We start from the raw sequence: 20036 nt of genomic DNA, 5'->3' as shown, positions 1-20036 counted from the left end.
CCTGTCAGGCGTGGCGCGCGAAATAGGCGCCCCAAGCCGGCAATTCTACCTTGTTATCGTTGACTGCACCGCTGAAACCATGGCCCTCGAGCATGACCCAGTCGCCAGCCGGCAGCGCGATGTCGGCCGCTTCTGCATTCATGTTGAAGATGCAGAGCAGCTTCTCGTTGCCAAACGCACGGGTGTAGACCAGCTGATCTTCCCCTGCGTCATGGAAGGTGATGTCGCCCTTGGCGAAGGCCGGATACTGGCGGCGGAAGGCAAGGAAGCGACGATAGTGCTCGAGCACCGATTCTGGCTTGCCCACCTGGGTGTTGACCGAGCGCAGCACATGTTCGACCGGGATCGGCAGCCAAGTCTTCTGGGCCGTCGAGAAGCCCGCCTGCATGGCATGATCATCCCAGACCATGGGCGTACGGCAGCCGTCGCGTCCCTTGAATTCCGGCCAGAACTGGATGCCATAGGGATCCTGCAGGTCTTCGAAGGCGATGTCGGCTTCGGTCAGGCCGAGCTCTTCGCCCTGATAGATGCAGACCGATCCGCGCTGGGTCAGCAGCATTGCCGAGAGCATCTTGGCATAGGCTTCACGATCAAGAACGTTAGCGCCCCAGCGGCTGACATGACGAACGACGTCGTGGTTGGAGAAGGCCCAGCAGGCCCAGCCCTCGGGGGCTGCTGCGGCGAAGGCATTCTGCGTATTGCGCACGATCTCGGGCGTCAGGGGCTCCGGCGCCAGGAATTCGAAGGCGTAGCACATCTGCATCTTGTCGTTGCCGGACGTGTACTCGCCGACGATCTCGAGGCCGCGCTGGCTGTCGCCGACTTCGCCCACGGCGGCGATTGCCGGATACTCATCCAGCAGCGCGCGGAAGCGCTTGAGGAAGGCGATGTTTTCCGGGCGGTTCTTGTCGTAGATGTGTTCCTGGAAATTGTAGGGGTTCACGGCCGGTGCCGTGGAAGCGTTGCGGCGCTCCGGGGCGAGTGCCGGGTTGTCCCTCAGTTCCTTGTCGTGGAAATAGAAGTTGATCGTGTCGAGACGGAAGCCGTCGACACCGCGATCCAGCCAGAAGCGGGTGGCTGCGAGCAGCGCATCCTGCACTTCCGGATTGTGCAGGTTCATATCCGGCTGCGAGGTCAGGAAGTTGTGCAGGTAATACTGCATGCGGGTCGGATCCCACTGCCAGGCCGAGCCGCCGAAAATCGACAGCCAGTTGTTCGGCGGCGAGCCATCGGGCTTCGGATCGGACCAGACATACCAGTCGGCCTTCGGGTTGACGCGGCTCGACCGGCTCTCGACAAACCAGGGATGCTGGTCCGACGAGTGGGACATCACGAGGTCGATCATGACGCGGATGCCCAGGCGATGGGCTTCCGCGATCAGGCCGTCGAAATCCGTGAGCGAACCGAACATCGGGTCGACGTCGACATAGTTCGACACGTCGTAGCCGAAGTCCTTCATCGGCGAGGTGAAGAAGGGCGAGATCCAGATCGCGTCTGCGCCAAGATCGGCGATGTGCGACAGGCGGGCGGTGATGCCCTTCAGGTCGCCGATGCCGTCGCCGTTCGAGTCCTGATAGGAGCGCGGGTAGATCTGATAGATCACCGCGCCACGCCACCAGTCCTTGTCGGGCGTCATGACGGGATTTGCATCTGCACTCATTTACATATTCCTGTTGGCTTGGTCTTTAAGATCTCGCGTCAGCCACCCTTGACCGAACCGGCAAGGAGGCCACGCACGAGATAACGTTGCATGAAGAAGAAGACGAGAAGCGGGACCGCGATCGAGACGAAGGCGGCCGTTGCGAGGATTTCCCAGTTGCCGCCGCGCGTGCCCAGCAGTTCCACGATCTGGTTGGTCATGACCGTCGTGTCCCCCGTGGCGTCGATCAGGAAGACCTTGGCGACGAGCAGGTCGTTCCAGGTCCAGAGGAACTGGAAGATGGCGAAGGACGCCAGCGCCGGGAAGGACAGCGGCAGGATGATGCGCGTGAAGATCTGGAAGTCCGTTGCACCGTCCACCTTGGCGCATTCGATGATGTCGCGCGGGAGCCCGACCATGTAGTTGCGCAGGAGGTAGATCGCGAGCGGCAGGCCGAAGCCCGTATGGGCAAGCCAGACACCGAGGTAACCCTTGCCGATGCCGATCGACAGATGCAGGCGCAGAAGCGGGATCAGCGCGAGCTGCAGCGGCACGACGAGAAGCGCCACCACCGCCGCGATCAGCAGGGCACGCCCGGGGAACTCCATCCAGGCGAGCGCATAAGCGGCGAAGGCTGCAATGACGATCGGGATGACGGTCGCCGGAATGGTGACCGTCAGGGTGTTGAAGAAGGCCTTGGCCATCGAATCCGTGGTCGAAGACGAGAAGAGCACGGTCTCGTAGTTGTCGAGCGTGAACTCGGGCGGCAGCTCGGCCGTCACGAAGATGCGCTCGCCGCGGCTCCCGGTCATCTCGGCGTCGCTTTCGAGGCGATAGTCGCCATTCGCCTGCAGTGTCACACGCCCGTCGTCGCCCATGTCGGCGGTCGCGCCGGGCTCGTATTCACTGATGGCGCGCGAGGATGTGCCCCAGGCGGAAATTTCCGCATCGGCGGAGGCGCCGCCTTCGGCCAGCACATTGCCTTCGATGACCCAGAGATTGCCTTCCTGGCGCTGCGTCGACGGGTCCGCCGTGCGCAGCACGAGGTTCTGCTCCTGCGCAAACAGCGAGCTCCACCACCCGCTGGTGGCGATCTGGTCCGCGGTGCGGAAGGAGGAGATGAAGAGGCCGGTCGTCGGCAGCAGCCACAGGACGACCAGTGCGGCTACCGAAAGATGGACGGCCCAGACGAGGCCGGATTTCTTGCCTGCGATTTTTGCCATGGTCCCGCCTCCCCTCAGCGCATTTCTTTACGAGCGTTGTAGACGTTCCAGACCAGGATCGGCAGAACGAGCAGCATGATGACCATGGCACTTGCAGAGCCGACACCCCAGTCATTGGCGCGGAACAGCTTGTCGAACATGTAGTTGGCGAGAACCTGGGTTTCCCACTGGCCGTTTGTCATCGCAAAGACGATGTCGAAGACCTTCAGCACGACGAGGGTGATCGTGGTCCAGACCACGACGACAGTGCCCATGATCTGCGGGATCTTGATCTTGAAGAAGATCTCGAAATCGTTGGCGCCGTCGATGACGGCAGCCTCGATCGTTTCTTCCGGAATACCGCGAATGGCGGCCGACAGGATGACCATGGCAAAGCCGGTCTGGATCCAGATCAACACGACCATCAGGAAGAAGTTGTTCCAGAAGGGGATGGTCAGCCAGGTCTGCGGCTCGCCATAGGGATAGGCCAAGGTCATGACGGTGTAGATCGAGACCAGCGCGCGGAAGCAGAGCCAGGCGCCGGCGAGCGTGAGGACGACACGCACGACCACGCCGAACTTCGAGCTGCCGCCGTGATAGCCGATGCCACCAGCCAGCGGGCGCAGCAGTTGGTAGATGCCATAGGCAACGAAGGCGATGAAGGCGAGTAGCAGAAGCGCCGGCAGGATGCGCAGCACCAGCACTGTTCCCGCGCCGCCGTCGAAGGACAGCCAGATCGCGTTCAGGATACCGATCTGTTCTTCACCGGCCGGGCGGGTGTCATAGACGAGCTTGAAGATAACCGAGGCACCGACGAAGGAGATCGCCATGGGCATGAAGATCAGCGATTTTGCGATGCTGCCCCAGGAGATGCGGTCGGTGAGCTGTGCGGCGAGAAGACCGAAGGCGGTGGAAACCGCGGGCACCACGATCAACCAAAGCAGGTTGTTGCGGATCGCTTCCCAGAACTTCGATTCTCCGGCCATGCGCTGGTAATTCGAGAGGCCAACGAAAGCACCACCGGCGCTCCGATCGGTGACCGAGAGCCAGAGCGTGGCGATGACGGGATAGACCAGATAGAGGCCAAGGGCCACGATCGCGGGAAACAGGAAGAGCCACGGACGGATCATGTTGGCGCGATTGATGTTGCGCCCGGCATGTTCCCCTTTGGCAGGAAACAGCACCCTGTCGATGAACATGTTCGACAGATAGAAATACCCGACGCATCCACCGACACCGATGATGATCGTGATCAGAGCCTGCAACGCTGGATTCATGATGGTCTCCCCCTCCGCATGCCTTCTGATTTTTTTGTGCGAACGCCCGGACCATCAGGCCCGGACGTTCGTGAGGCAGCTCTGCTCTATGGCAGCTTACTTGATGCCGTCCCAGGACGCCTGGATCGACTTTGCAACATCTTCAGCCGACTTGCCACCGACAAAGTCAACCATGCCGGTCCAGAAGCTGCCAGCGCCGACAGCGCCCGGCATGAGGTCGGAACCGTCAAAGCGGAAGGTGGTGGCCTGCAGCAGGATGTCGTTCATCTTGCGAACCGTCGGGTCCGTGAAGACTTCCGGGTTCACGCCCTTGTGCGGGGTGAGGAAGCCCTTCTGGGCCATCCAGACTTCGTGCGCGATCGGCGACTTCAGGAACTCGATGAAGGCGCGAGCGGCCTTGCTGTCCTTGGTGATGGTGAAGGTCGTGCCAGCGCCGAGGACCGGGCTACCGAGATTCTTCTCCGCATAGGCCGGGAAGTAGAAGAAGTCTGCGTCTTCACCGACGACCGTGCCTTCGGGGAAGAAGGACGGGATGAAGGATGCCTGGCGGTGCAGATAGCACTGCGGCGGCGATGCGAAGAGGCCCTTCGGGCTATCGCGGAAGTCGGTCGAGGCAACGGCACCGGCGCCGCCGACGACGAACTTGTCGTTCTTGGCGAACCAGCCGAACTCGTTGATGGCGTTGACGACAACCGGATCGTCGAACTTCATCTCGTTGGAGACCCACTTGTCGTAGTCTTCCGGCGATGCCGTGCGCAGCATCATGTCTTCAACCCAGTCGGTGGCCGGCCAGCCGGTGGCAGCACCCGAACCGAGACCGATGCACCACGGCGTACCGCCATCAGCTACGATCTTCTCGGTCAGAGCCTTGAGCTCTTCCATGGTCTGCGGCACTTCGTAACCGGCATCCTCGAAGTTCTCCGGCGAGTACCAGACGAGCGACTTCAGGTCGGTCTTGAAGGGGAAGCCGTAGAAGGCCTTGTTGCCGTCCTTGCCAGCATAGGTGCCGAGATCGACCCAGGACTGGCCAGCAGCGTAGTTGTCCTTCAGCCAGCTTGCGTTTTCAGCACCGAGATCGGTGAGGAAGCCGCGCTTTGCCATGTCGGATGCGAGACCCGGCTGCGGGAAGATCGAGATATTCGGGGCAGAGCCGGCTTCGAGGTCGACAACGACCTGCTGTTCGAAGCTGTCGGAACCGGTGTAGCGAACGTCAGCGCCGGTAGCGGCTGCAAAGTAAGCCAGAACGCTCTCAACAAGCACCTGGTCCGGGCCGAGCCAGGGGCCGAAAATGGTGAGCTGCTCGCCATTGAGCTGGGTCTTCTTCAGCTCTTCGTAGCTTGCCCAGTTGAACTTGCTGTCTTCACCCGGAGCGAACTTCAATTCCTGTGCGGTGACCGAGCCAGCCACGAGCGCGGCTGCCGCCACGGTCATCAAAAACATCTTCTTCATGTGATTTACCTCCCATCACATCGGACGGCCAATCGTCCTTGTTCAGCGCATAATCCTCAAAGCGCTTTGGCCCCTATTTCATCCCATTGGGTTCCATCGCGAGTCAAGCGCTTTTCTGGTTCCGCCACATTTAGGCGCAATCTCCTGCCCGCCTAGCAGCAGGTGCATTGATTTTTGGCATTTTTCTCTTGTGGCTGCCCGGGCGTCTGCGCCATAGTCGAAGCGCTTTGACCGCCTCTGGAGGGAATGTGTGGTCGGGCAAGGGAGAGGAATGCCTGCAGTGAATCTCAAAGAACTATCGCAGATGCTCGGCCTGTCGCAGACGACAATCAGCCGGGCGCTCAACGGCTACCCGGAGGTCAACAAGGAGACACGGGAACGCGTGCTCCAGGCTGCGAGGGAAACCGGCTACCGGCCGAACCGCGCGGCCCAGAGGCTCGCGACAGGCAAGGCCGGCTCCATAGGGCTGATCATGCCGATCTCTCCCGATCACAGCTCGGACATGCACTTTGCCGAATTCCAGAGCGGGCTGGCGGAGGCCTCGATCGTTCATGACTTCCATTTCGTCATCATGCCCTCCCGGGCCGAGGACGAGGAACAGGCGATCCGCTGGCTGGTCGCGAGCGGCAGTGTCGACGGCTATTATCTTGCCTATGTGCGCGACCGGGATCCGCGGATCACGATGGCAAAGTCCCTCTCCCTGCCCTTCATCGTTCACGGCCGGTCCTTCGGACTGGAACTGGATTATCCCTTCCTCGACGTGGACAATGAAGGCGCCTTCTATGATGCGACCCGCTTCCTGCTGCAGCTCGGGCACCAGCGATTTGCGCTGCTGAACGGCCCGTCGGATCTCGACTTCGCCCACCGCCGCAGGCTCGGGACCGAGAAGGCCTTAGCGGAAAAGGGATTGTTGCTCGATCCTCGCCACACCCGGCACAGCTTTATGGGCGACGAACAGGGCTATCGCGGGATGAAGGAGATCCTGGCCTCGGTCGATCGCCCCACCGCCGTTCTTTGCGCCAGTACCGTTCTCGCGCTGGGCGCCGTCAGGGCGATGAACGAGGTCGGATTGAAGCTCGGGACGGACATCTCGCTGATTGCCCATGACGACGAGTTGCCGCTGTTGAAGCCGGAGAATTTCTCCATCCCGCTGACGACGACCCGTTCGTCACTGCGTGCTGCGGGAAAACGCATCGGCGAACGCCTGATCGCGATGATCAACCAGAGCGAACCGGCAGCCCCGGAGCAGGAATTGTGGAAGGTGGAACTGGTTGTCCGGGCCTCGACGGGCCCGGCACCAACCTAACGCAGTCTCACGACCGGCCTCGCTTAAAAGCTCGGTGCTGCAACACCCGCGCGGCGATGGGCCGCGATTACGGTGTTGGCCATCAGCATGGCGATCGTCATCGGTCCCACACCGCCGGGAACCGGAGAGATGGCCTTGGCGATCGGCTTGCACTCGGCAAAGGCAACATCGCCCACCAGCTTGAACTTCCCCTCACCCTTTTCCGGAGCCGCGACGCGGTTGATGCCGACATCGATGACGGTCGCGCCCGGCTTCAGCCAGTCGGCCTTGACCATTTCGGCTCGACCGACGGCAGCCACCAGAATGTCGGCCTGACGGGCGAGCTCCGGCAGATCGCGGCTCTTCGAATGGCCGATGGTGACGGTGGCGTTGGCATTCAGCAGAAGCTGCGCCATGGGCTTGCCGAAGAGGTTGGAGCGACCGATGACGAGGGCGTTGAGGCCCGACAGATCCTTGCCGTGGATCTGGCGGACCAAGATCATGGCGCCAGCGGGCGTGCAGGAGATGAGCCCTGTCTTCAGGTCACCGGTTGCGAGTTTACCGGCATTGAGGATGTGCAGACCGTCGACGTCCTTTTCCGGCAGGATCGACTGGATGACAGGCTCGCTGTCAAGATGTTTGGGAAGCGGGAGCTGGACAAGGATGCCGTCGATATCGGGATCGGCGTTCAGCGCGGCGACCAGCGCCATCAGGTCTTCCTGCGAGGTCTCTTCCGGCAGCGTATGCTGGATGGAGTTGAAGCCGCACTGCTTGGCCATGCGGCTCTTCGCGCCGACATAGGCATGGCTTGCCGGGTCGTCACCGACGATGACGACGGCAAGGCCGGGTTTGCGATGGCCGGAACTTTCGAGCGTCGTTGCCGCTGAGGTTACCGCTTCGATGACCGAAGCGGCGGCTGCCTTTCCGTCGATTACCGTTGTCACTGTGCTCAATCCCCATCTTCCACTGGCGGCAAGCTAGCGCCAACGGAAGGGCACCATTTGCCTGTCACCGTCCTATGCTGTCAAATTGCGGCATATTGCAAGGCAGGATTGGAGCTCGATCTCACGTCGGCGTCGGGTCGGGCTGGCGCAGCCGGTGGCGGACCACGTGGCCGAGAAAGACGGGAATGCCGAGGACATAACGCCGCCAGAGGCGGGAGGGCTCGAGCCAAAGGCGAAAGAGCCATTCGGATCGCAGCTGTCGGATCCAGCCCGGCGCACGTGCGACACGTCCCGAGACGAAGTCGAGAAGCGCGCCGACACTGATCACCACGCGGGCATGCTCTGCCGTCAGGTGGCGATCGACCCATTTTTCCTGCAAGGGCGTGCCCATAGCAACCAGCAGCAAATCGATGCGGGCGTCTTCGATGCGGTTCAGGATCACCTGGGGATCGGCGCGATCGAAGTAGCCGTCGGAAATCTCGATGAAGTCATGCCACGGGGTGCGCTTGCGGAAGTTCCTAGCGGCCGCCTGAAGAACCTCCGATGTGGCACCGAGAAGCCCGACGCGCAGGGGCTTGGAGATGAAGGTCAGCGCGGCCGGCACGAAGTCGGTGCCGTTCAGATTGGCCGTGAAGCGACCGCCGTGCAGGAATTGGGCGGCGACATCGACACCGATCCCATCGGGAAGCACCAGGCAGCGGCTCAGCACGTCGCGATATTCGGGGTCGCGCACCATGACATTGGCATTGTTGGCGTTCAGGAAGGCAATGTGGGTGAAGCCGTCGCGCGAGACCAGCTTGCGCTCCAGAAGCGCCAGCGCCTGATTCCAGCCGAGGTCATGGACGGGCATGTCGAGGATCGGCAGCACGGGAACCGGTTTTTCAGGGACGAGCTGCGGAGCGCCGTCGACCGGTTGTTTCAAAGCAGTAGACGAGGAAGCTGGCATGAGAGGTCCCGAAGATCTAGGCTTCAGACCGTATCAGCGACAGCTGAAATTCAAGTGAAAAATGGCAGTCGAAGTTTCACGTCTGGTGAAAGACTTCGTTTACCCTGCGGCGGCGGGATAACCCCCGCTGCGTGATCAATGGCCTGAGGATGCCGGCTGTTCCTCGACCTTTTCACCTTCGACGACGGTCGTCATTTCCATCGGCTTGGATCCGCCGTCGGCGGCCTTGCGGGCTGCGTCCTTGGAAACATAGTCGAGCTGCTCGATCAGCACCTGATCAACCATGCCCTCGCCTAGCCTTGCATTCATCTCGGTCTTGATCTTCTCGCGGAAGTCGTTGACGTCGAAGGCGGAGACATTGCCGATATCGACCATCTTGTTGCCCACCAACAGCGTGAAGAGCTGGTCGGTCATCAACTCGGTCGTGGGCAGCGTCTGTCCCTTGACCTTTTCCTTATCCATCATGAAGGAGATGCGGGTGAGGAAGTAGCCGGTGACATCACCATTGCCGATGACGGGAATGGTGATCGGCTCGCCCCGGATCAGCTCCAGGGCGGCCTTCTTCGTCTCTTCCTCGCTCGGGCCGGCAGGGGCTGTCGCCAGGTAGATCGAGCCATAGACGGCCCCCAGCGTGACAATGCAGACCCAAAGGCCGATTCCGAGTATCTTGCCCATCAGAACTCGCTGAACTGGAACTGTTCCTGAGAATAGGTGCCGTCACCATCGGCGTCGCGCACGGCGTTCTTCAGGAGATCGGCGACGGCGCGGACTGCGGCCAGATGGGCCTCGACGCGGCGTGCGTTGATGGCGAGCTTTTCCTTCAGGACATGCAGCTGCTCGACGTAGTTCACGGCGAATTCGCGCGGATCGGTGTCACGGAACAGCATGGTCAGCTCATAGAGGCAACGGCTCTTATGCGCGTTCGATACCTTGAAGTCGAACTCCGGATCCTTGCCGATCCGTTCGTTTTCATTGTCGATGATGCGCTCCAGGCGGCTCAAGACCGTCTTCACACGATATTCGCTCGAAACAACTTCCATGAAATTCTGCCCTGTCTTTCGAAATTTCGATCAGTTTTTGGTGTCAGTGTCTGCGGCAGCGCCGAGCGTGCGGCGTTCGAGATCCGTCACCCAGCTCATCGCGAGGCCGCGATCCGTCTCGTCCGTGGCGGCATTGACGCTCTCTTCGCCGCGAACGCGCTGCAGAGCCTCTTCATACATCTGCTTGGCAATGCCCACGCCGCCCGATTCCGCAAGCGTCGAGCCGAGCTGCTCAGCCATCATGCTCTTCCACATTTCGCCGGCATTGCCCTTGCCGTAGACTTCCTCGCTCTCGTCCGGAAGCATGCTCTGGACGAAGTTCGTGAGGTAGACGGCTTCGAAATCGCGATAGATCTTCGGCGGCTTGCCGACTTCCTCGGTCTTTTCGGCCGTGGCTTCGATCCGCGCGGCATTGGTGGTCCGGTTGAGAATGTCGACGGTCGCGCTGAAGCCTGCGCCCTTCTCGGCGAGACTGTTCGCCATGAAGTTAGCGCGGTTGGTCTTCAGCTGTTCCTGGGCGGCAGCGACTTGCGCCGGATCGGCGGCGCGGATCACGTCCAGTACCAGATCGCTCGGAGGAGAAATGGCCACGGTGACATCCTCGATTTTCGTTCGAGGCGACTATCACTCGTGAAGCTTGTCGGAGGCTGGTGTGGCGAACTTGATGTCTATCAGGTCGTAGATGGCATCATCGTCGCGCTCGCGTTCTTCGTGATCGCGCGCTTCCTTCATGTTTTCTTCCAGGCGATCGCCTTTGGCGCGCTCGCGCATCAGCTTCATTTCCTGGACCTGCTGGAGACCATGCAGCTGCTTGTCGGTGTTCGACAGGCGGTCGAAGCGATCGGCATAATTCTGAGCGAACAGCCGGTGCAGCGGTTCGAGCGAGCCGATCGCTTCCATGACGGTTTCCATCGAGCGCGCGTTTTCTTCGATGCGCTGCGCGGTGATGCCGAGATCGCTTTCGGCCATGCGCTCCATGTGGCGCTGCACGGCGACGAGACGCTTCAGCTTGTCGGATTTTTTCTGCGGTCCCACGGCTTCCTCGTCAGAAGTTGAAGATCATCGGGAAATACTGCGCGAACTGCATCACCATGGCACCAATGGTGAAATAGACGAGCAACAGGCCGCCCATCAGCAGATAAGGCGTGGAGATGTAGAAGACGGGCACTTGGGGTGCGAGCTTGTTCACGAGGCCGACGGCGAAGTTGAACATCAGGCCGAAGATCAGGAACGGGCTCGCCAAGCGCAGCATGAGCATGAAGGTCTGCGACAAGGTATCGGTGAGCGTGATCAGCATCTTCTGACTGTCCGGCATGCCGCCAAGCGGCATCACGGCGTAGCTGTCGACCAAAGCCCGAAAGACCACGTGGTGGAAATCCAGCATGAAGAGCACGAGCAATCCACCGAAGGAGATGAGGTTGGTCATCTGGTTTTCGGAGCTGTCTTCAAGCACGTCCATGGCGCCGGGAGTGTTGAGGCCGATGGCCATGGAAACCGCCGAGCCGGCAAACTGCAGGCCCAGGACATAGAGACGCGGCACCAGACCGTACATCAGTCCGATCAGCAGTTCCGAGACGATCACGCCGACCAATGACGCCGCTGTCCCGCTCACGCGAGGGTAGATCGTGTCGAAGAGAAGCGGTGTCATGGCAAGCGAGACCGCAAAGGCCAGGAAGAAGCGGATCGTGGTCGATATGCGGGCCGATGAAAAACCCGGCAGGGTCATGATGCAGGCGCCGATGCGACAGAAGATCGCAAAGAGTACCAGCACAGTCCCCTGCGGGTCAGCAATCATGAAATGGAGCCCAAAATCTTGATCTCGATGCCCTTGGCCAGTTCCACATGCGAGAGAACCGGCAAGGTCGCAAAGAGTCGTTCGATGATCATGCGCACATAGGACCGTGTTTCGGGCGATGTGACAAGAACGAAGGGCAGTCCTCGGTCCATGAATTCACGGATAACCTGGCTGGCCTGCTCGGAAAACTCTTCCAGGCTGCGCGGATCGATGTCGAATTCGACGATTTCGCCCTTGGCATCGCGCTTCAATGCCTGGTGGAAGACGAGGTCCCACTTGGAGCCGAGGCGCAGGACACGCAGCACACCGTTGTCGGTCAGGTCGCCGCAGAGCTGTTGCGCCATGCGAACGCGGACATGCTCGACGATCTGTTCGGTCTTGCGAACATGCGGCGCCAGCTCGGCAACCGCTTCGAGGATGAGATGCAGGTTGCGGATCGAAACACGCTCGGCAAGCAGCAGCTTCAGCACCGCCTGCAGACCTGAGTAAGACATGTGCGACGAGCAGATCTCGTCGGCCAGCTTCTTGTATTCCGGATCGAGACGGTCGATCAGGACCTTCACGTCCTTGTAGGACAGGAGCTGCGGCAGGTTGTTGCGGATGACTTCCGAGACGTGGGTGAGGACCACCGACACGTTGTCGATCGGATGGAAGCCTTCGCGCTTCAGTTCCTCGGTGAAGGTTTCCAGAACCGAGACGGCCGGCATGCCGAAGGCAGGCTCGCGGATCTCGTCGCCGGGCACATTCGGCTTGCGACCGGAGCCGGTGACGACGAGGACTTCGCCGACGCGCAGGTTGTTCGACGCGACCGTCGTGCCATGAATGCGGATCTGGTAGGCCTTTTCCGGGATCGCGATATCGTCGGTGACCTTGATTTCGGGCACCACGAAACCGTACTGGCTCGCAAATTTCTTACGCATCTTGCCGACGCGGAAGGCGAGTTCCTGGTGGGCGCCGAGGAGGCGGGTCGAGACAAGCTTGCCGAGCGCCAATTCGATTTCGGAGGTCTTGAGGACCGACTTGACCGAATCCTTCTCGGCTTCCTTGTTCTGGATGACCTTCTTCTCTTCCTGCTCGCGCTTCAGCTTGTTTTCAGCTTCCAGCTGGCGCGGGATGAACCAGGCGCCGAACGCCATCAGGCCGCCAAGGGCGGTGAACGGGATGAGCGGCAGACCCGGCACGAGCGCGAGTGCGCCCATGAGGGCTGCGGCAACCGAAAGCGCGCGCGGGTAACCACTCAGCTGGTTGACAACGGCTTGGTCTGTCGAGCCGGGCGTGCCGCCGCGCGAGACCAGAAGGCCGGCGGCGAGCGAGACGATCAGCGCCGGAACCTGGGAAACGATACCGTCACCGACGGAGAGCTTGACGAAAACGTCGGCCGCCTCGCCGAGCTCCATGCCATGGCGGAAGTAGCCGATGACAATACCACCGACGACGTTGATGGCGGTGATGATGAGGCCTGCGATCGCGTCACCACGCACAAACTTGGACGCACCGTCCATGGCACCGAAGAAGGAGCTTTCCTGCTCCAGTTCGCGGCGTCTGTGCTGTGCTTCCTTCTCATCGATGATGCCGGCCGACAGGTCGGCATCGATCGACATCTGCTTGCCGGGGATGGCATCGAGGGTAAATCGGGCGCCGACTTCCGCGATGCGGGTCGCGCCCTTGGTGATGACGATGAAGTTCACCGTGATCAGGATCAGGAAGACGATGAGACCGATGACGAAGTCGCCGCCCATCACGAGGTTCGAGAAGCCCGCGATGACGCCGCCGGCGGCACCATGGCCCTCGTGGCCATGGGTCAGGATCACGCGTGTCGTCGCAATGTTGAGCGACAGGCGGATCATGGTGGCGATCAGCAGGATTGTCGGGAAGGACGAGAAATCAAGCGGACGCTGGATCCAGAGGGCAACCATCAGGATCAGCACCGAGAGCGCGATCGAGAAGGCCAGGCCGACGTCAATGAGGAAGGGCGGGATCGGCAGAAACAGAATGCACAGGATCATTACGATCCCGAACGCGAAGCCGATGTCACGCCCGCTCGGGCTTGCCTTCGGGATTACGAGTGCAGGTGGTTGCGCCATGTCCGTTCCATCTCTTCATGAGAAGTCATCCGGAAGACCATGCTTCCGGCAGTCTGCCCGAGAGAGATAGAAGGTGAAGCTTGCGCGAGGGTGTCAGAGGGCGGCTAAAAGCCGGATTGTATTCGCGAGAAGACGAGGTTCGTGAACAGATTGATCTGCGCGCCGACGAAGGGGGCCGAAATGCCGATGGTGATCATGATCGCCAGGATCTTCGGAACGAAGGTCAGGGTCATTTCCTGAACCTGGGTCAGCGCCTGGATCAGGGCGATGACGACACCGACGATCATGCCGGCAGCAACGGCCGGACCCGAGGCGATGATGATCGTCCAGATCGCGGCCTGCAAGATATCGAGAGCATCAGCCTCATTCATGAGACGGGTATCCTTTCGGAGCGGCGAATCATGCCATCCACTCCGAAAGGACTAGCACGTTAGGAATCGGTCGTCTCGGTTCCGGGCGCGGTGCCAACACGAACGCCGACAACGATCGGGATTTCCTTGCCTTCGGTCGTAGTGGCCACCATCGTGTCGCTATAGACGCGAACCGAGGCCACGACGCCGCTGGTCTTTTCATCGGCGCTGGTGATGGTCTTGCCGATGTAGGACGAGGCGTTTGTCAGGGCATTGCCCGTGATCAGCGTCTCGAGGTTGGAGTTCATCTGGATCGACTGTTCGACCTGCGAGAACGTCGCCAGCTGCGCAATCTGTTCGCTGGCGTCCATCGGATCGGTCGGATCCTGGTTCTTCATCTGGGCGATGAGCAGCTGCAGAAAGCTGTCATAGTCCAGTGAGGCCTTGGCGGAAGCCTGACTTGCCGCACTGCTGGATGTCGACGACGTGGATGTCGTGCTCGTTGTGGTGGTCGTGCCGGTGACTGCGTCTACCGCCATGGCGCAATTTCCTTGCGGATCTGTTCGATCGTTGCCGGCGCCATTTCCTGATTGTTCAGGATGCGATCTTCGATCGGATAAAGCTGGCGGATGGCTTTCAGGGCATCAAAGGCGCGGCCGGAGGACACCATTCCGTCGATACGCTTCAGTTCGGCGAGAATCTCTTCGTTCTCGAAGCACGACAGCAGCATGATGACCGACTTGCGGAACATGGCCAGCGACTGATCCTTGCCTTCCGGATTGATCAGCATCATCTGGGCAATGAAATACAGCTGACGCAGCGGCGTCGTTGCCTGTTCCGGCTGGAGAACATGGTTCTCGAGCAGGAAGGTGACATCGTTCAGGAACTCGAGGGCAACCTTGCGGTCGACGCGCAGAACCGCTCCATTGATAAAAATACGTTCGCCCGACTTGAGCGAGATGCGCAAAGTGCTCTTCATTTAAGTCCATCCCTGATGATGGTTGTCACGTCGATAATGCCCTGGAAGTTTTCCGACTCGCGTTTGCGGATTCGGTCACACTCTTTCAAAATCCAGATGGCGATGGAAATCAGGTTGGCGCGGACTTCCTCGCCCAACTGGTTTTCGGGGTTTTGCAGATCTTCAATCAGCCGGACCCAGACCCGGCGGGTATAGAACAATGCCTCAATCGCCTCGCGGGAATACCCCTTCTTGTCCCGCGCAGCGCTCAGGAGCTGGATGCAACGGTCAAGGGCCTGCCGTTCGCGCTCCTTGGCGTCAGCGACGCCATCCTCCATGATTTCGGCATATGAGAACTGGTACATTCAGTTGCCCTTCACAGTTTCATTTCACCCTTTGCTCATCAAAGGTAGTTGACAAGACTCAACGCCTGGATCTTCGAGGTCAGCGTGTAAGAGGCTTCCACCATGGAAAGCAGAGAGTTAACGCGAGTCGACGCTTCGTACGCATCTACTTCAATCTTGCTCGACAGGCTGGTCTCGATAATATCCACCTGAACCTTGAGCGAGGCATCCGCCTTCTCAATTCGGTTCTGCGAAAGACCAAGTTCCGAGCGCGTCGAGTTGATCCCGGTGATGGCGCGACCGGTGTAATCGATCGCCTTGTTGATCGCCGTCGTGACCGCATTGGCCGGAGCACCAATGGTCATCAGTTCCTTGGTGACGATGGCGGCCAGCGCAAAGTAACGGAAGCCGTTCTCATTGGCGGACGCGGAGGTCTGCACCGTCTCCGACTGCGTGATGCGGCTCGTCATGGCCTGATCGGTGGCGCTCGACCAATTGGTGGTCCAGTCCGCACCTGTGAACATCGGCTCCAGCACCGTGGTGATGAAGTCTTCCATGCTCGGCGTGCCGGTCGCCGCGATGGTCGCGGTGCCTGCCGTGTCGGTGGGCGGGAAGCCGAAATAGGTCGTGAACGCCGCGTCGAAGGCCGTCTTGGCCGCCGAAGTGTCGGTGTATTCGGCGATCGGCTGAACATCGGTGTTGATGCCGGCGAACAGGAATTCGCCATTGGCCGACTGGTTGGCCATGCTGGTCATGGTCGACAGCGAATTGCTGACCGTCATGATCGTGGTGTTGATCGTATCGCTGTTCGACGAACCGGAGATGGTGATCAGCGCGTTGTTCATCTCTTCCGCGGCGGTCGCGATCTGCTCCAAGGCTTCCTGGGAGGCCGAGAGACGCTGCGTGGCGATCGAGTTGTTGCTGATCATCGAGTTCAGCCGCAGGCTTTCTCGATTGAGGTCAACCACAGTCGAGGTCTTGCTGCCGAGTTCGGCGCCGATATCAGCATAGAAGCCGGTGCTGACCTCCTGCTGCGACTTGAGCAGCTCGTTCTGCGCCTGACGGATCGTCAGTCGCATGGAAGTCTGGGTCGAAAGATTAGAAACGCTGGCTGTCGACATCAGGGATTACCCCGCCATTTCGAGAACGGCCCTCAGCATCTCGTCAACGGTGGAGACGAGCTTGGCCGCGGCCTTGTAGGACTGCTCTACATCGAGCAGCAGCGAGAGTTCTTCATCGAGGCTGACGGCCGTCTTGGAAGAATAGGTCTGGAAGGTCCGCTCGTAGAGCGCCTGCTTGTTTTCGTTTGCCGTCGTCGCGTTGGAGCGCAGCTCTTCGAGCCAGCCGATCGAGTTGCTGGCGAAGGACAGGACGCTCGCATCGGTCTTCAGATCGGCATCCGCGGAGAAGCTGCGATTTGCTGCAAGCTCATCGACATAGGAATTGATCAGATCCGTGTAGCCGGAGGAGCCATCGACGTTCTGGACATAGGCCGCACCGTTGATGCCACCGTCACGGATCAGCATCGGGTCGCCGCCGGCATCCGAACGGACAGCCGGATTGACTTGAATAAGGGCAGCCAGTCCAGGTTCAACAGTGCCTGTTGCCGGAACAGTGCCGGTCGGCCAGGTGAAGAGGCCGGGCAGTTCGCCACCGCCGAGGGTGTCGACTTCCTGGAAAGCTTCGATGAGGCCGCGGGCGATTTCGTCGAGCTGCGTCTGGAAGGTCGGCGCGATGACGTCGCGGATCTGCACCAGCGAGGCGAGCGAACCCTGACCATCGGTGTTGCCGCCGACGCCAGCACGGACCGGCGTGCCATCGATGTAGATCGCATTCCCGGTCACGGTCGAGTCGTACGTGTAAGTACGGACGAAGCTGACTTCGCGCGGATCGGTCTCGAACAGCGTCGTGCCGTCATAGGTGTAGAGCACCATGTCGCTGTTGTCGCGCATGTTCACGGAAACGCCGACGATCGCGGAGATCTCCTTGAGCAGCGTATCGCGCCGGTCGAGATAATCGTCCGCGTTTCCGCCGGTTGCCGTCTGGCGCACGACCGTGTCGTTGACGATCTTGAACTCCGCGAGAAGCTTGTTCAGCGTCTCGACCTGCTCGAACATCTGGGCGTCGGTGTCTTCACGCAGTTCCTGCGTCGTCGCGGTCGCATTGTTCAGCGAGTTCACGACGTCGATGGCGTCCGTCACCACCGTGGAGGCGAGTGCATACTCACCGGGCGAGGCGGCAAAAGACTGCAGGCTGCTCTGCAGATTGGCAAGGTAGGCGGACGGCGACAGCTCGTAATCATTGCCGCCGAGCGCATCGGAGAGGGTGGTCAGTCCGTCGAGCAAGGTCGACTGGGCACTTTGCTGCCCAGTCGAGGATGCCATCTGCCGAAGCAGGGCCATCTGCTGCGACCGCTCGTTCTGCACCGACGAGAAACCGTATACGGTCTGCGTGACCACCGCATCCCGGCGAACGTAGTTCTCGTTGCCGGTGTTGGCGATGTTCGTCGAGATCACGGACGTCTGCTGCGACGTGTTCCGGAAAATCGAGTTTGCCGTATTGAGTGACGATGCAAGCGACATAGGACTAACCTACTCTTTCGATTATCTCTTCAGGTTGACCAGGACTTCCATCAACTCGGAGCCCGTCTGGAAAACCTTAGAGTTTGCGGTGTAATTCCGCTGGGACTCGATCATGGCCGTGAGCTCTTCGGCGACATCCACGTTGGAGTCTTCGAGAGCGCCGGACAGGATCGTACCGAAGCCGCTGGAGCCGGCGTAACCGAGGATGACAACGCCTGAATCGTTGGACTGGGTGTACATGTTGCCAGCCACTGGATTGAGGTTGTCGGGGCTCTGGACGCTGGCAAGAGCGACGCGGAACTTCGGCACCAGGTCACCATTTTCATAGGCGATTGAGACAATGCCCTTGTCGTCGATTTCGTAGCCCTTGACCTTCGACGCGGCGTTACCGTCGACTTCACCTTCTTCGACAGAGAAGTCGGAGGCGAGCTGCGTGGTGTTGCCGATATCGAGCGCGATGTTTTCGACCGTCGCACCGGCGATGTTGTAGGTCAGGATGTCGAGCTGAGCCGGAACCGGGCTCACGAGATTCCCATCGGTGTCGAACTGAAGCAGGGTCGGGGTGACGACCGTGGTGCCGCCGTCAGCTTCCACCGCCGAGACTTCCCACTCGTTGTCCGCCGTCTTCTCGTAAGTGAAGGTGATCAGGCGGCTCGTTCCCTGGCTGTCATAGACCTTCAAGGACGTGGTCTTCTGTTCGCCAACAGCCAGCGAGTTCGGCAGGTTGACGTTCAACGCACCAGATGTCGACGCGACGGCCGAGATGCCAGAACCGGACAGGTCAACCGGCTCGAGACCGTCGAAGCCGTTGACGACGATCGTCGGATCAACATTCGAATCGTATTCGTAGCCCTGCAGGGTGTAGCCCGCGGTGTTCTTGAGTGTGCCATCGTCCTGCAGGACGAAGGAGCCAGCGCGGGTCATGTAAGGGGTGCCATCGTCACCCTTGACGATGAAGAAGCCGTCGCCGTTGATGGCGAGGTCGGTCGTCGAGGTGGTGTAACTGAAAGTGCCCTGGCTCGAAATCGAGTAGCGGACATCCGTTTCGACGCCACCGGAATTGTAGGCGCCGTTCGTGGTCGGCAAAATCATGGATGAAAACTGCACCGAGGCCTTTTTATAGCCGACGGTGCTGGAATTGGCGATGTTGTCAGCGACAGTGCTCAGCCGGTTCGACTGGGCGTTCATGCCGGAGACACCCGTTCGCATGGTTCCGTAAAGGCTCATGTCAAAATCCTCGTTTTGTAGTCAATGGGGAGAGTATGAGGTGGGCCTTGCGTGAAGCTGTCTGGCTCGAGGGCCCTTCAAGTTTTCACCTCGCAGCGAGGAAAAAACTGCGGCCGCTCAAGGGCGGCCGCGGCATGCAATGATCAGCTCCAGTCGATGCAGTAACCGAGGAAGCGTTTGGAATCGACGGGGTCGAAACCGAGCTTCTTGCGCAGCTTCTTGCGCAGCTTGGAGATGTGGCTTTCGACGACGTTCTCTTCGACTTCCTCGTCGAAGATGCCGTAGATCGCATTGAAGATCTGGGTCTTCGAAACTCGACGACCGCGGTTGGAGACCAAATATTCGAGGATGCGGCGCTCGCGGCGCGGCAGGGGGAAGACGTCGCCGGCGATCTCGGGATCGCGGCCGTCAGAGAAAACCTTGATCGGGCCGATCTCGGTGAAGTTGGTGATTGCCCGGAGACGCCGGCGGATCGCCGCAGCGCGTGCCAGGATTTCGCGAGGATGAACCGGCTTGCGAACCACATCATCGACGCCGCAGTCGAAGAGTGCCAGTGTCGCCTCCAGGGATGGCTGATCGCTGACTGCGATCACCGGGGCCTGGGTCCGATCGCGAATTGCCCGCGGCAATTCGAGTGTCGCCTCGCCCTGTCCGAGCAGGAAGGCTTCGACCGCCGCGATGTCGGAATCAGCGGCCGTATTGACCCATTCCCCGAACTCGCGTGGGTCGAAACCCGTCGAGGGAATGCCCTCGCGCCCAAATAGTGATGTGTATCCGTCCTTAACGAGCTCGCGCTCATCAACCACTACGATCATTCGTCCGCCTCCGAATCAGTGTGGTGTTTCGATGCACAATGCGTACGAATCGGAGGATTCACGAACAACTAGGAAAACTTAACCATAGTAATTAACGAT

Annotated in this window: 21 protein-coding genes; 1 reads left to right on the top strand and 20 read right to left on the bottom strand. The window is 60.2% G+C overall.

The annotated features are described in order from the left end of the window. Nucleotides 1-4: 4 nt before the first annotated feature. From bglA to M1E12_RS00770, 4 genes are all read right to left on the bottom strand, one after another. Nucleotides 5-1660 (bottom strand): beta-galactosidase BglA, encoded by a 1656-nt coding sequence (gene bglA, locus M1E12_RS00785; RefSeq protein ID WP_479563381.1) that lies wholly within the window; start codon nucleotides 1658-1660, stop codon nucleotides 5-7. Nucleotides 1661-1698: 38 nt separating this feature from the next. Next, entirely contained in the window at nucleotides 1699-2862 is a 1164-nt protein-coding gene (locus M1E12_RS00780) for a carbohydrate ABC transporter permease (RefSeq protein WP_479563380.1), read from the bottom strand. 14 nt (nucleotides 2863-2876) lie between these two features. Next, nucleotides 2877-4118 carry a carbohydrate ABC transporter permease gene (locus M1E12_RS00775; protein ID WP_479563379.1) on the bottom strand — a complete coding sequence of 414 codons (1242 nt, stop codon included), beginning with the start codon at nucleotides 4116-4118 and terminating at the stop codon, nucleotides 2877-2879. Between the two features lie 96 nt (nucleotides 4119-4214). Beyond that, the gene (locus M1E12_RS00770; protein ID WP_113459862.1) at nucleotides 4215-5567 is read right to left on the bottom strand and encodes an ABC transporter substrate-binding protein; all 1353 of its coding nucleotides are present in this window, start codon (nucleotides 5565-5567) and stop codon (nucleotides 4215-4217) included. A 280-nt stretch (nucleotides 5568-5847) separates the two neighbouring features. Between M1E12_RS00770 and M1E12_RS00765 the strand changes: the two genes are divergently transcribed. Next, nucleotides 5848-6873, top strand: a complete 1026-nt coding sequence (locus M1E12_RS00765) for a LacI family DNA-binding transcriptional regulator (protein ID WP_479563378.1) — start codon at nucleotides 5848-5850, stop codon at nucleotides 6871-6873. A gap of 23 nt (nucleotides 6874-6896) precedes the next feature. Here the strand turns inward: M1E12_RS00765 and folD are convergent, their stop codons facing one another. From folD to rem, 16 genes are all read right to left on the bottom strand, one after another. Next, a complete protein-coding gene (gene folD / locus M1E12_RS00760; protein ID WP_479564787.1) occupies nucleotides 6897-7796 on the bottom strand; it encodes a bifunctional methylenetetrahydrofolate dehydrogenase/methenyltetrahydrofolate cyclohydrolase FolD in 900 nt (299 codons plus the stop codon). 121 nt (nucleotides 7797-7917) lie between these two features. Continuing rightward, a complete protein-coding gene (locus tag M1E12_RS00755) occupies nucleotides 7918-8742 on the bottom strand; it encodes a WecB/TagA/CpsF family glycosyltransferase (protein WP_479563377.1) in 825 nt (274 codons plus the stop codon). 135 nt (nucleotides 8743-8877) lie between these two features. Beyond that, entirely contained in the window at nucleotides 8878-9417 is a 540-nt protein-coding gene (locus M1E12_RS00750) for a flagellar basal body-associated FliL family protein (protein ID WP_113459864.1), read from the bottom strand. Then, nucleotides 9417-9782 carry a hypothetical protein gene (locus M1E12_RS00745; RefSeq protein WP_113459865.1) on the bottom strand — a complete coding sequence of 122 codons (366 nt, stop codon included), beginning with the start codon at nucleotides 9780-9782 and terminating at the stop codon, nucleotides 9417-9419. Before M1E12_RS00745 ends, M1E12_RS00750 begins: the two co-directional genes overlap by 1 nt. Before the next feature lie 30 nt (nucleotides 9783-9812). Continuing rightward, nucleotides 9813-10373 (bottom strand): rod-binding protein, encoded by a 561-nt coding sequence (locus tag M1E12_RS00740; protein WP_113459866.1) that lies wholly within the window; start codon nucleotides 10371-10373, stop codon nucleotides 9813-9815. A gap of 33 nt (nucleotides 10374-10406) precedes the next feature. Beyond that, on the bottom strand, nucleotides 10407-10760 hold the full coding sequence (locus tag M1E12_RS00735; protein WP_210309974.1) for a hypothetical protein: 354 nt from the start codon (nucleotides 10758-10760) through the stop codon (nucleotides 10407-10409). Between the two features lie 67 nt (nucleotides 10761-10827). Beyond that, on the bottom strand, nucleotides 10828-11577 hold the full coding sequence (gene fliR / locus M1E12_RS00730; RefSeq protein ID WP_136542426.1) for a flagellar biosynthetic protein FliR: 750 nt from the start codon (nucleotides 11575-11577) through the stop codon (nucleotides 10828-10830). Beyond that, entirely contained in the window at nucleotides 11574-13661 is a 2088-nt protein-coding gene (gene flhA, locus M1E12_RS00725) for a flagellar biosynthesis protein FlhA (protein ID WP_113459869.1), read from the bottom strand. Before flhA ends, fliR begins: the two co-directional genes overlap by 4 nt. Before the next feature lie 104 nt (nucleotides 13662-13765). Further along, nucleotides 13766-14032 carry a flagellar biosynthesis protein FliQ gene (gene fliQ / locus M1E12_RS00720; protein ID WP_113459870.1) on the bottom strand — a complete coding sequence of 89 codons (267 nt, stop codon included), beginning with the start codon at nucleotides 14030-14032 and terminating at the stop codon, nucleotides 13766-13768. A 59-nt stretch (nucleotides 14033-14091) separates the two neighbouring features. Beyond that, nucleotides 14092-14550 carry a flagellar hook assembly protein FlgD gene (gene flgD / locus M1E12_RS00715; RefSeq protein ID WP_479563376.1) on the bottom strand — a complete coding sequence of 153 codons (459 nt, stop codon included), beginning with the start codon at nucleotides 14548-14550 and terminating at the stop codon, nucleotides 14092-14094. Beyond that, the gene (gene flbT / locus M1E12_RS00710) at nucleotides 14541-14990 is read right to left on the bottom strand and encodes a flagellar biosynthesis repressor FlbT (protein WP_006726382.1); all 450 of its coding nucleotides are present in this window, start codon (nucleotides 14988-14990) and stop codon (nucleotides 14541-14543) included. Before flbT ends, flgD begins: the two co-directional genes overlap by 10 nt. After that, the gene (flaF, locus tag M1E12_RS00705) at nucleotides 14987-15334 is read right to left on the bottom strand and encodes a flagellar biosynthesis regulator FlaF (RefSeq protein WP_113459873.1); all 348 of its coding nucleotides are present in this window, start codon (nucleotides 15332-15334) and stop codon (nucleotides 14987-14989) included. The genes flbT and flaF overlap by 4 nt, the downstream gene beginning before the upstream one ends. A 38-nt stretch (nucleotides 15335-15372) precedes the next feature. Beyond that, nucleotides 15373-16434, bottom strand: a complete 1062-nt coding sequence (locus M1E12_RS00700) for a flagellar hook-associated family protein (RefSeq protein ID WP_479563375.1) — start codon at nucleotides 16432-16434, stop codon at nucleotides 15373-15375. A gap of 6 nt (nucleotides 16435-16440) precedes the next feature. Next, entirely contained in the window at nucleotides 16441-17895 is a 1455-nt protein-coding gene (gene flgK / locus M1E12_RS00695; RefSeq protein ID WP_136542424.1) for a flagellar hook-associated protein FlgK, read from the bottom strand. A 21-nt stretch (nucleotides 17896-17916) separates the two neighbouring features. After that, nucleotides 17917-19122: a flagellar hook protein FlgE gene (locus M1E12_RS00690; RefSeq protein WP_479563374.1), complete on the bottom strand. Its 1206-nt coding sequence runs from the start codon at nucleotides 19120-19122 to the stop codon at nucleotides 17917-17919. A gap of 143 nt (nucleotides 19123-19265) precedes the next feature. Then, nucleotides 19266-19937 carry a transcriptional activator Rem gene (gene rem, locus M1E12_RS00685; protein ID WP_102019162.1) on the bottom strand — a complete coding sequence of 224 codons (672 nt, stop codon included), beginning with the start codon at nucleotides 19935-19937 and terminating at the stop codon, nucleotides 19266-19268. Between the last annotated feature and the right edge of the window lie 99 nt (nucleotides 19938-20036).

This window comes from Rhizobium sp. K33 (assembly GCF_056501445.1).
The sequence above is the reverse complement of the archived record's forward strand: the minus strand, read 5'-3'. Positions and strand labels throughout refer to the sequence as shown.

What these genes read in the sequence shown, in the direction of transcription:
- flhA (WP_113459869.1), bottom strand. Translation starts at nt 13,661, where the DNA reads ATGGCGCAACCACCTGCACTCGTAATCCCGAAGGCAAGCCCGAGCGGG.
- flgK (WP_136542424.1), bottom strand. Translation starts at nt 17,895, where the DNA reads ATGTCGCTTGCATCGTCACTCAATACGGCAAACTCGATTTTCCGGAAC.
- fliR (WP_136542426.1), bottom strand. Translation starts at nt 11,577, where the DNA reads ATGATTGCTGACCCGCAGGGGACTGTGCTGGTACTCTTTGCGATCTTC.
- flaF (WP_113459873.1), bottom strand. Translation starts at nt 15,334, where the DNA reads ATGTACCAGTTCTCATATGCCGAAATCATGGAGGATGGCGTCGCTGAC.
- flbT (WP_006726382.1), bottom strand. Translation starts at nt 14,990, where the DNA reads ATGAAGAGCACTTTGCGCATCTCGCTCAAGTCGGGCGAACGTATTTTT.
- M1E12_RS00755 (WP_479563377.1), bottom strand. Translation starts at nt 8,742, where the DNA reads ATGCCAGCTTCCTCGTCTACTGCTTTGAAACAACCGGTCGACGGCGCT.
- M1E12_RS00690 (WP_479563374.1), bottom strand. Translation starts at nt 19,122, where the DNA reads ATGAGCCTTTACGGAACCATGCGAACGGGTGTCTCCGGCATGAACGCC.
- M1E12_RS00745 (WP_113459865.1), bottom strand. Translation starts at nt 9,782, where the DNA reads ATGGAAGTTGTTTCGAGCGAATATCGTGTGAAGACGGTCTTGAGCCGC.
- M1E12_RS00700 (WP_479563375.1), bottom strand. Translation starts at nt 16,434, where the DNA reads ATGTCGACAGCCAGCGTTTCTAATCTTTCGACCCAGACTTCCATGCGA.
- M1E12_RS00770 (WP_113459862.1), bottom strand. Translation starts at nt 5,567, where the DNA reads ATGAAGAAGATGTTTTTGATGACCGTGGCGGCAGCCGCGCTCGTGGCT.
- bglA (WP_479563381.1), bottom strand. Translation starts at nt 1,660, where the DNA reads ATGAGTGCAGATGCAAATCCCGTCATGACGCCCGACAAGGACTGGTGG.
- rem (WP_102019162.1), bottom strand. Translation starts at nt 19,937, where the DNA reads ATGATCGTAGTGGTTGATGAGCGCGAGCTCGTTAAGGACGGATACACA.
- flgD (WP_479563376.1), bottom strand. Translation starts at nt 14,550, where the DNA reads ATGGCGGTAGACGCAGTCACCGGCACGACCACCACAACGAGCACGACA.
- M1E12_RS00780 (WP_479563380.1), bottom strand. Translation starts at nt 2,862, where the DNA reads ATGGCAAAAATCGCAGGCAAGAAATCCGGCCTCGTCTGGGCCGTCCAT.
- M1E12_RS00750 (WP_113459864.1), bottom strand. Translation starts at nt 9,417, where the DNA reads ATGGGCAAGATACTCGGAATCGGCCTTTGGGTCTGCATTGTCACGCTG.
- M1E12_RS00735 (WP_210309974.1), bottom strand. Translation starts at nt 10,760, where the DNA reads ATGGAGCGCATGGCCGAAAGCGATCTCGGCATCACCGCGCAGCGCATC.
- fliQ (WP_113459870.1), bottom strand. Translation starts at nt 14,032, where the DNA reads ATGAATGAGGCTGATGCTCTCGATATCTTGCAGGCCGCGATCTGGACG.
- M1E12_RS00775 (WP_479563379.1), bottom strand. Translation starts at nt 4,118, where the DNA reads ATGAATCCAGCGTTGCAGGCTCTGATCACGATCATCATCGGTGTCGGT.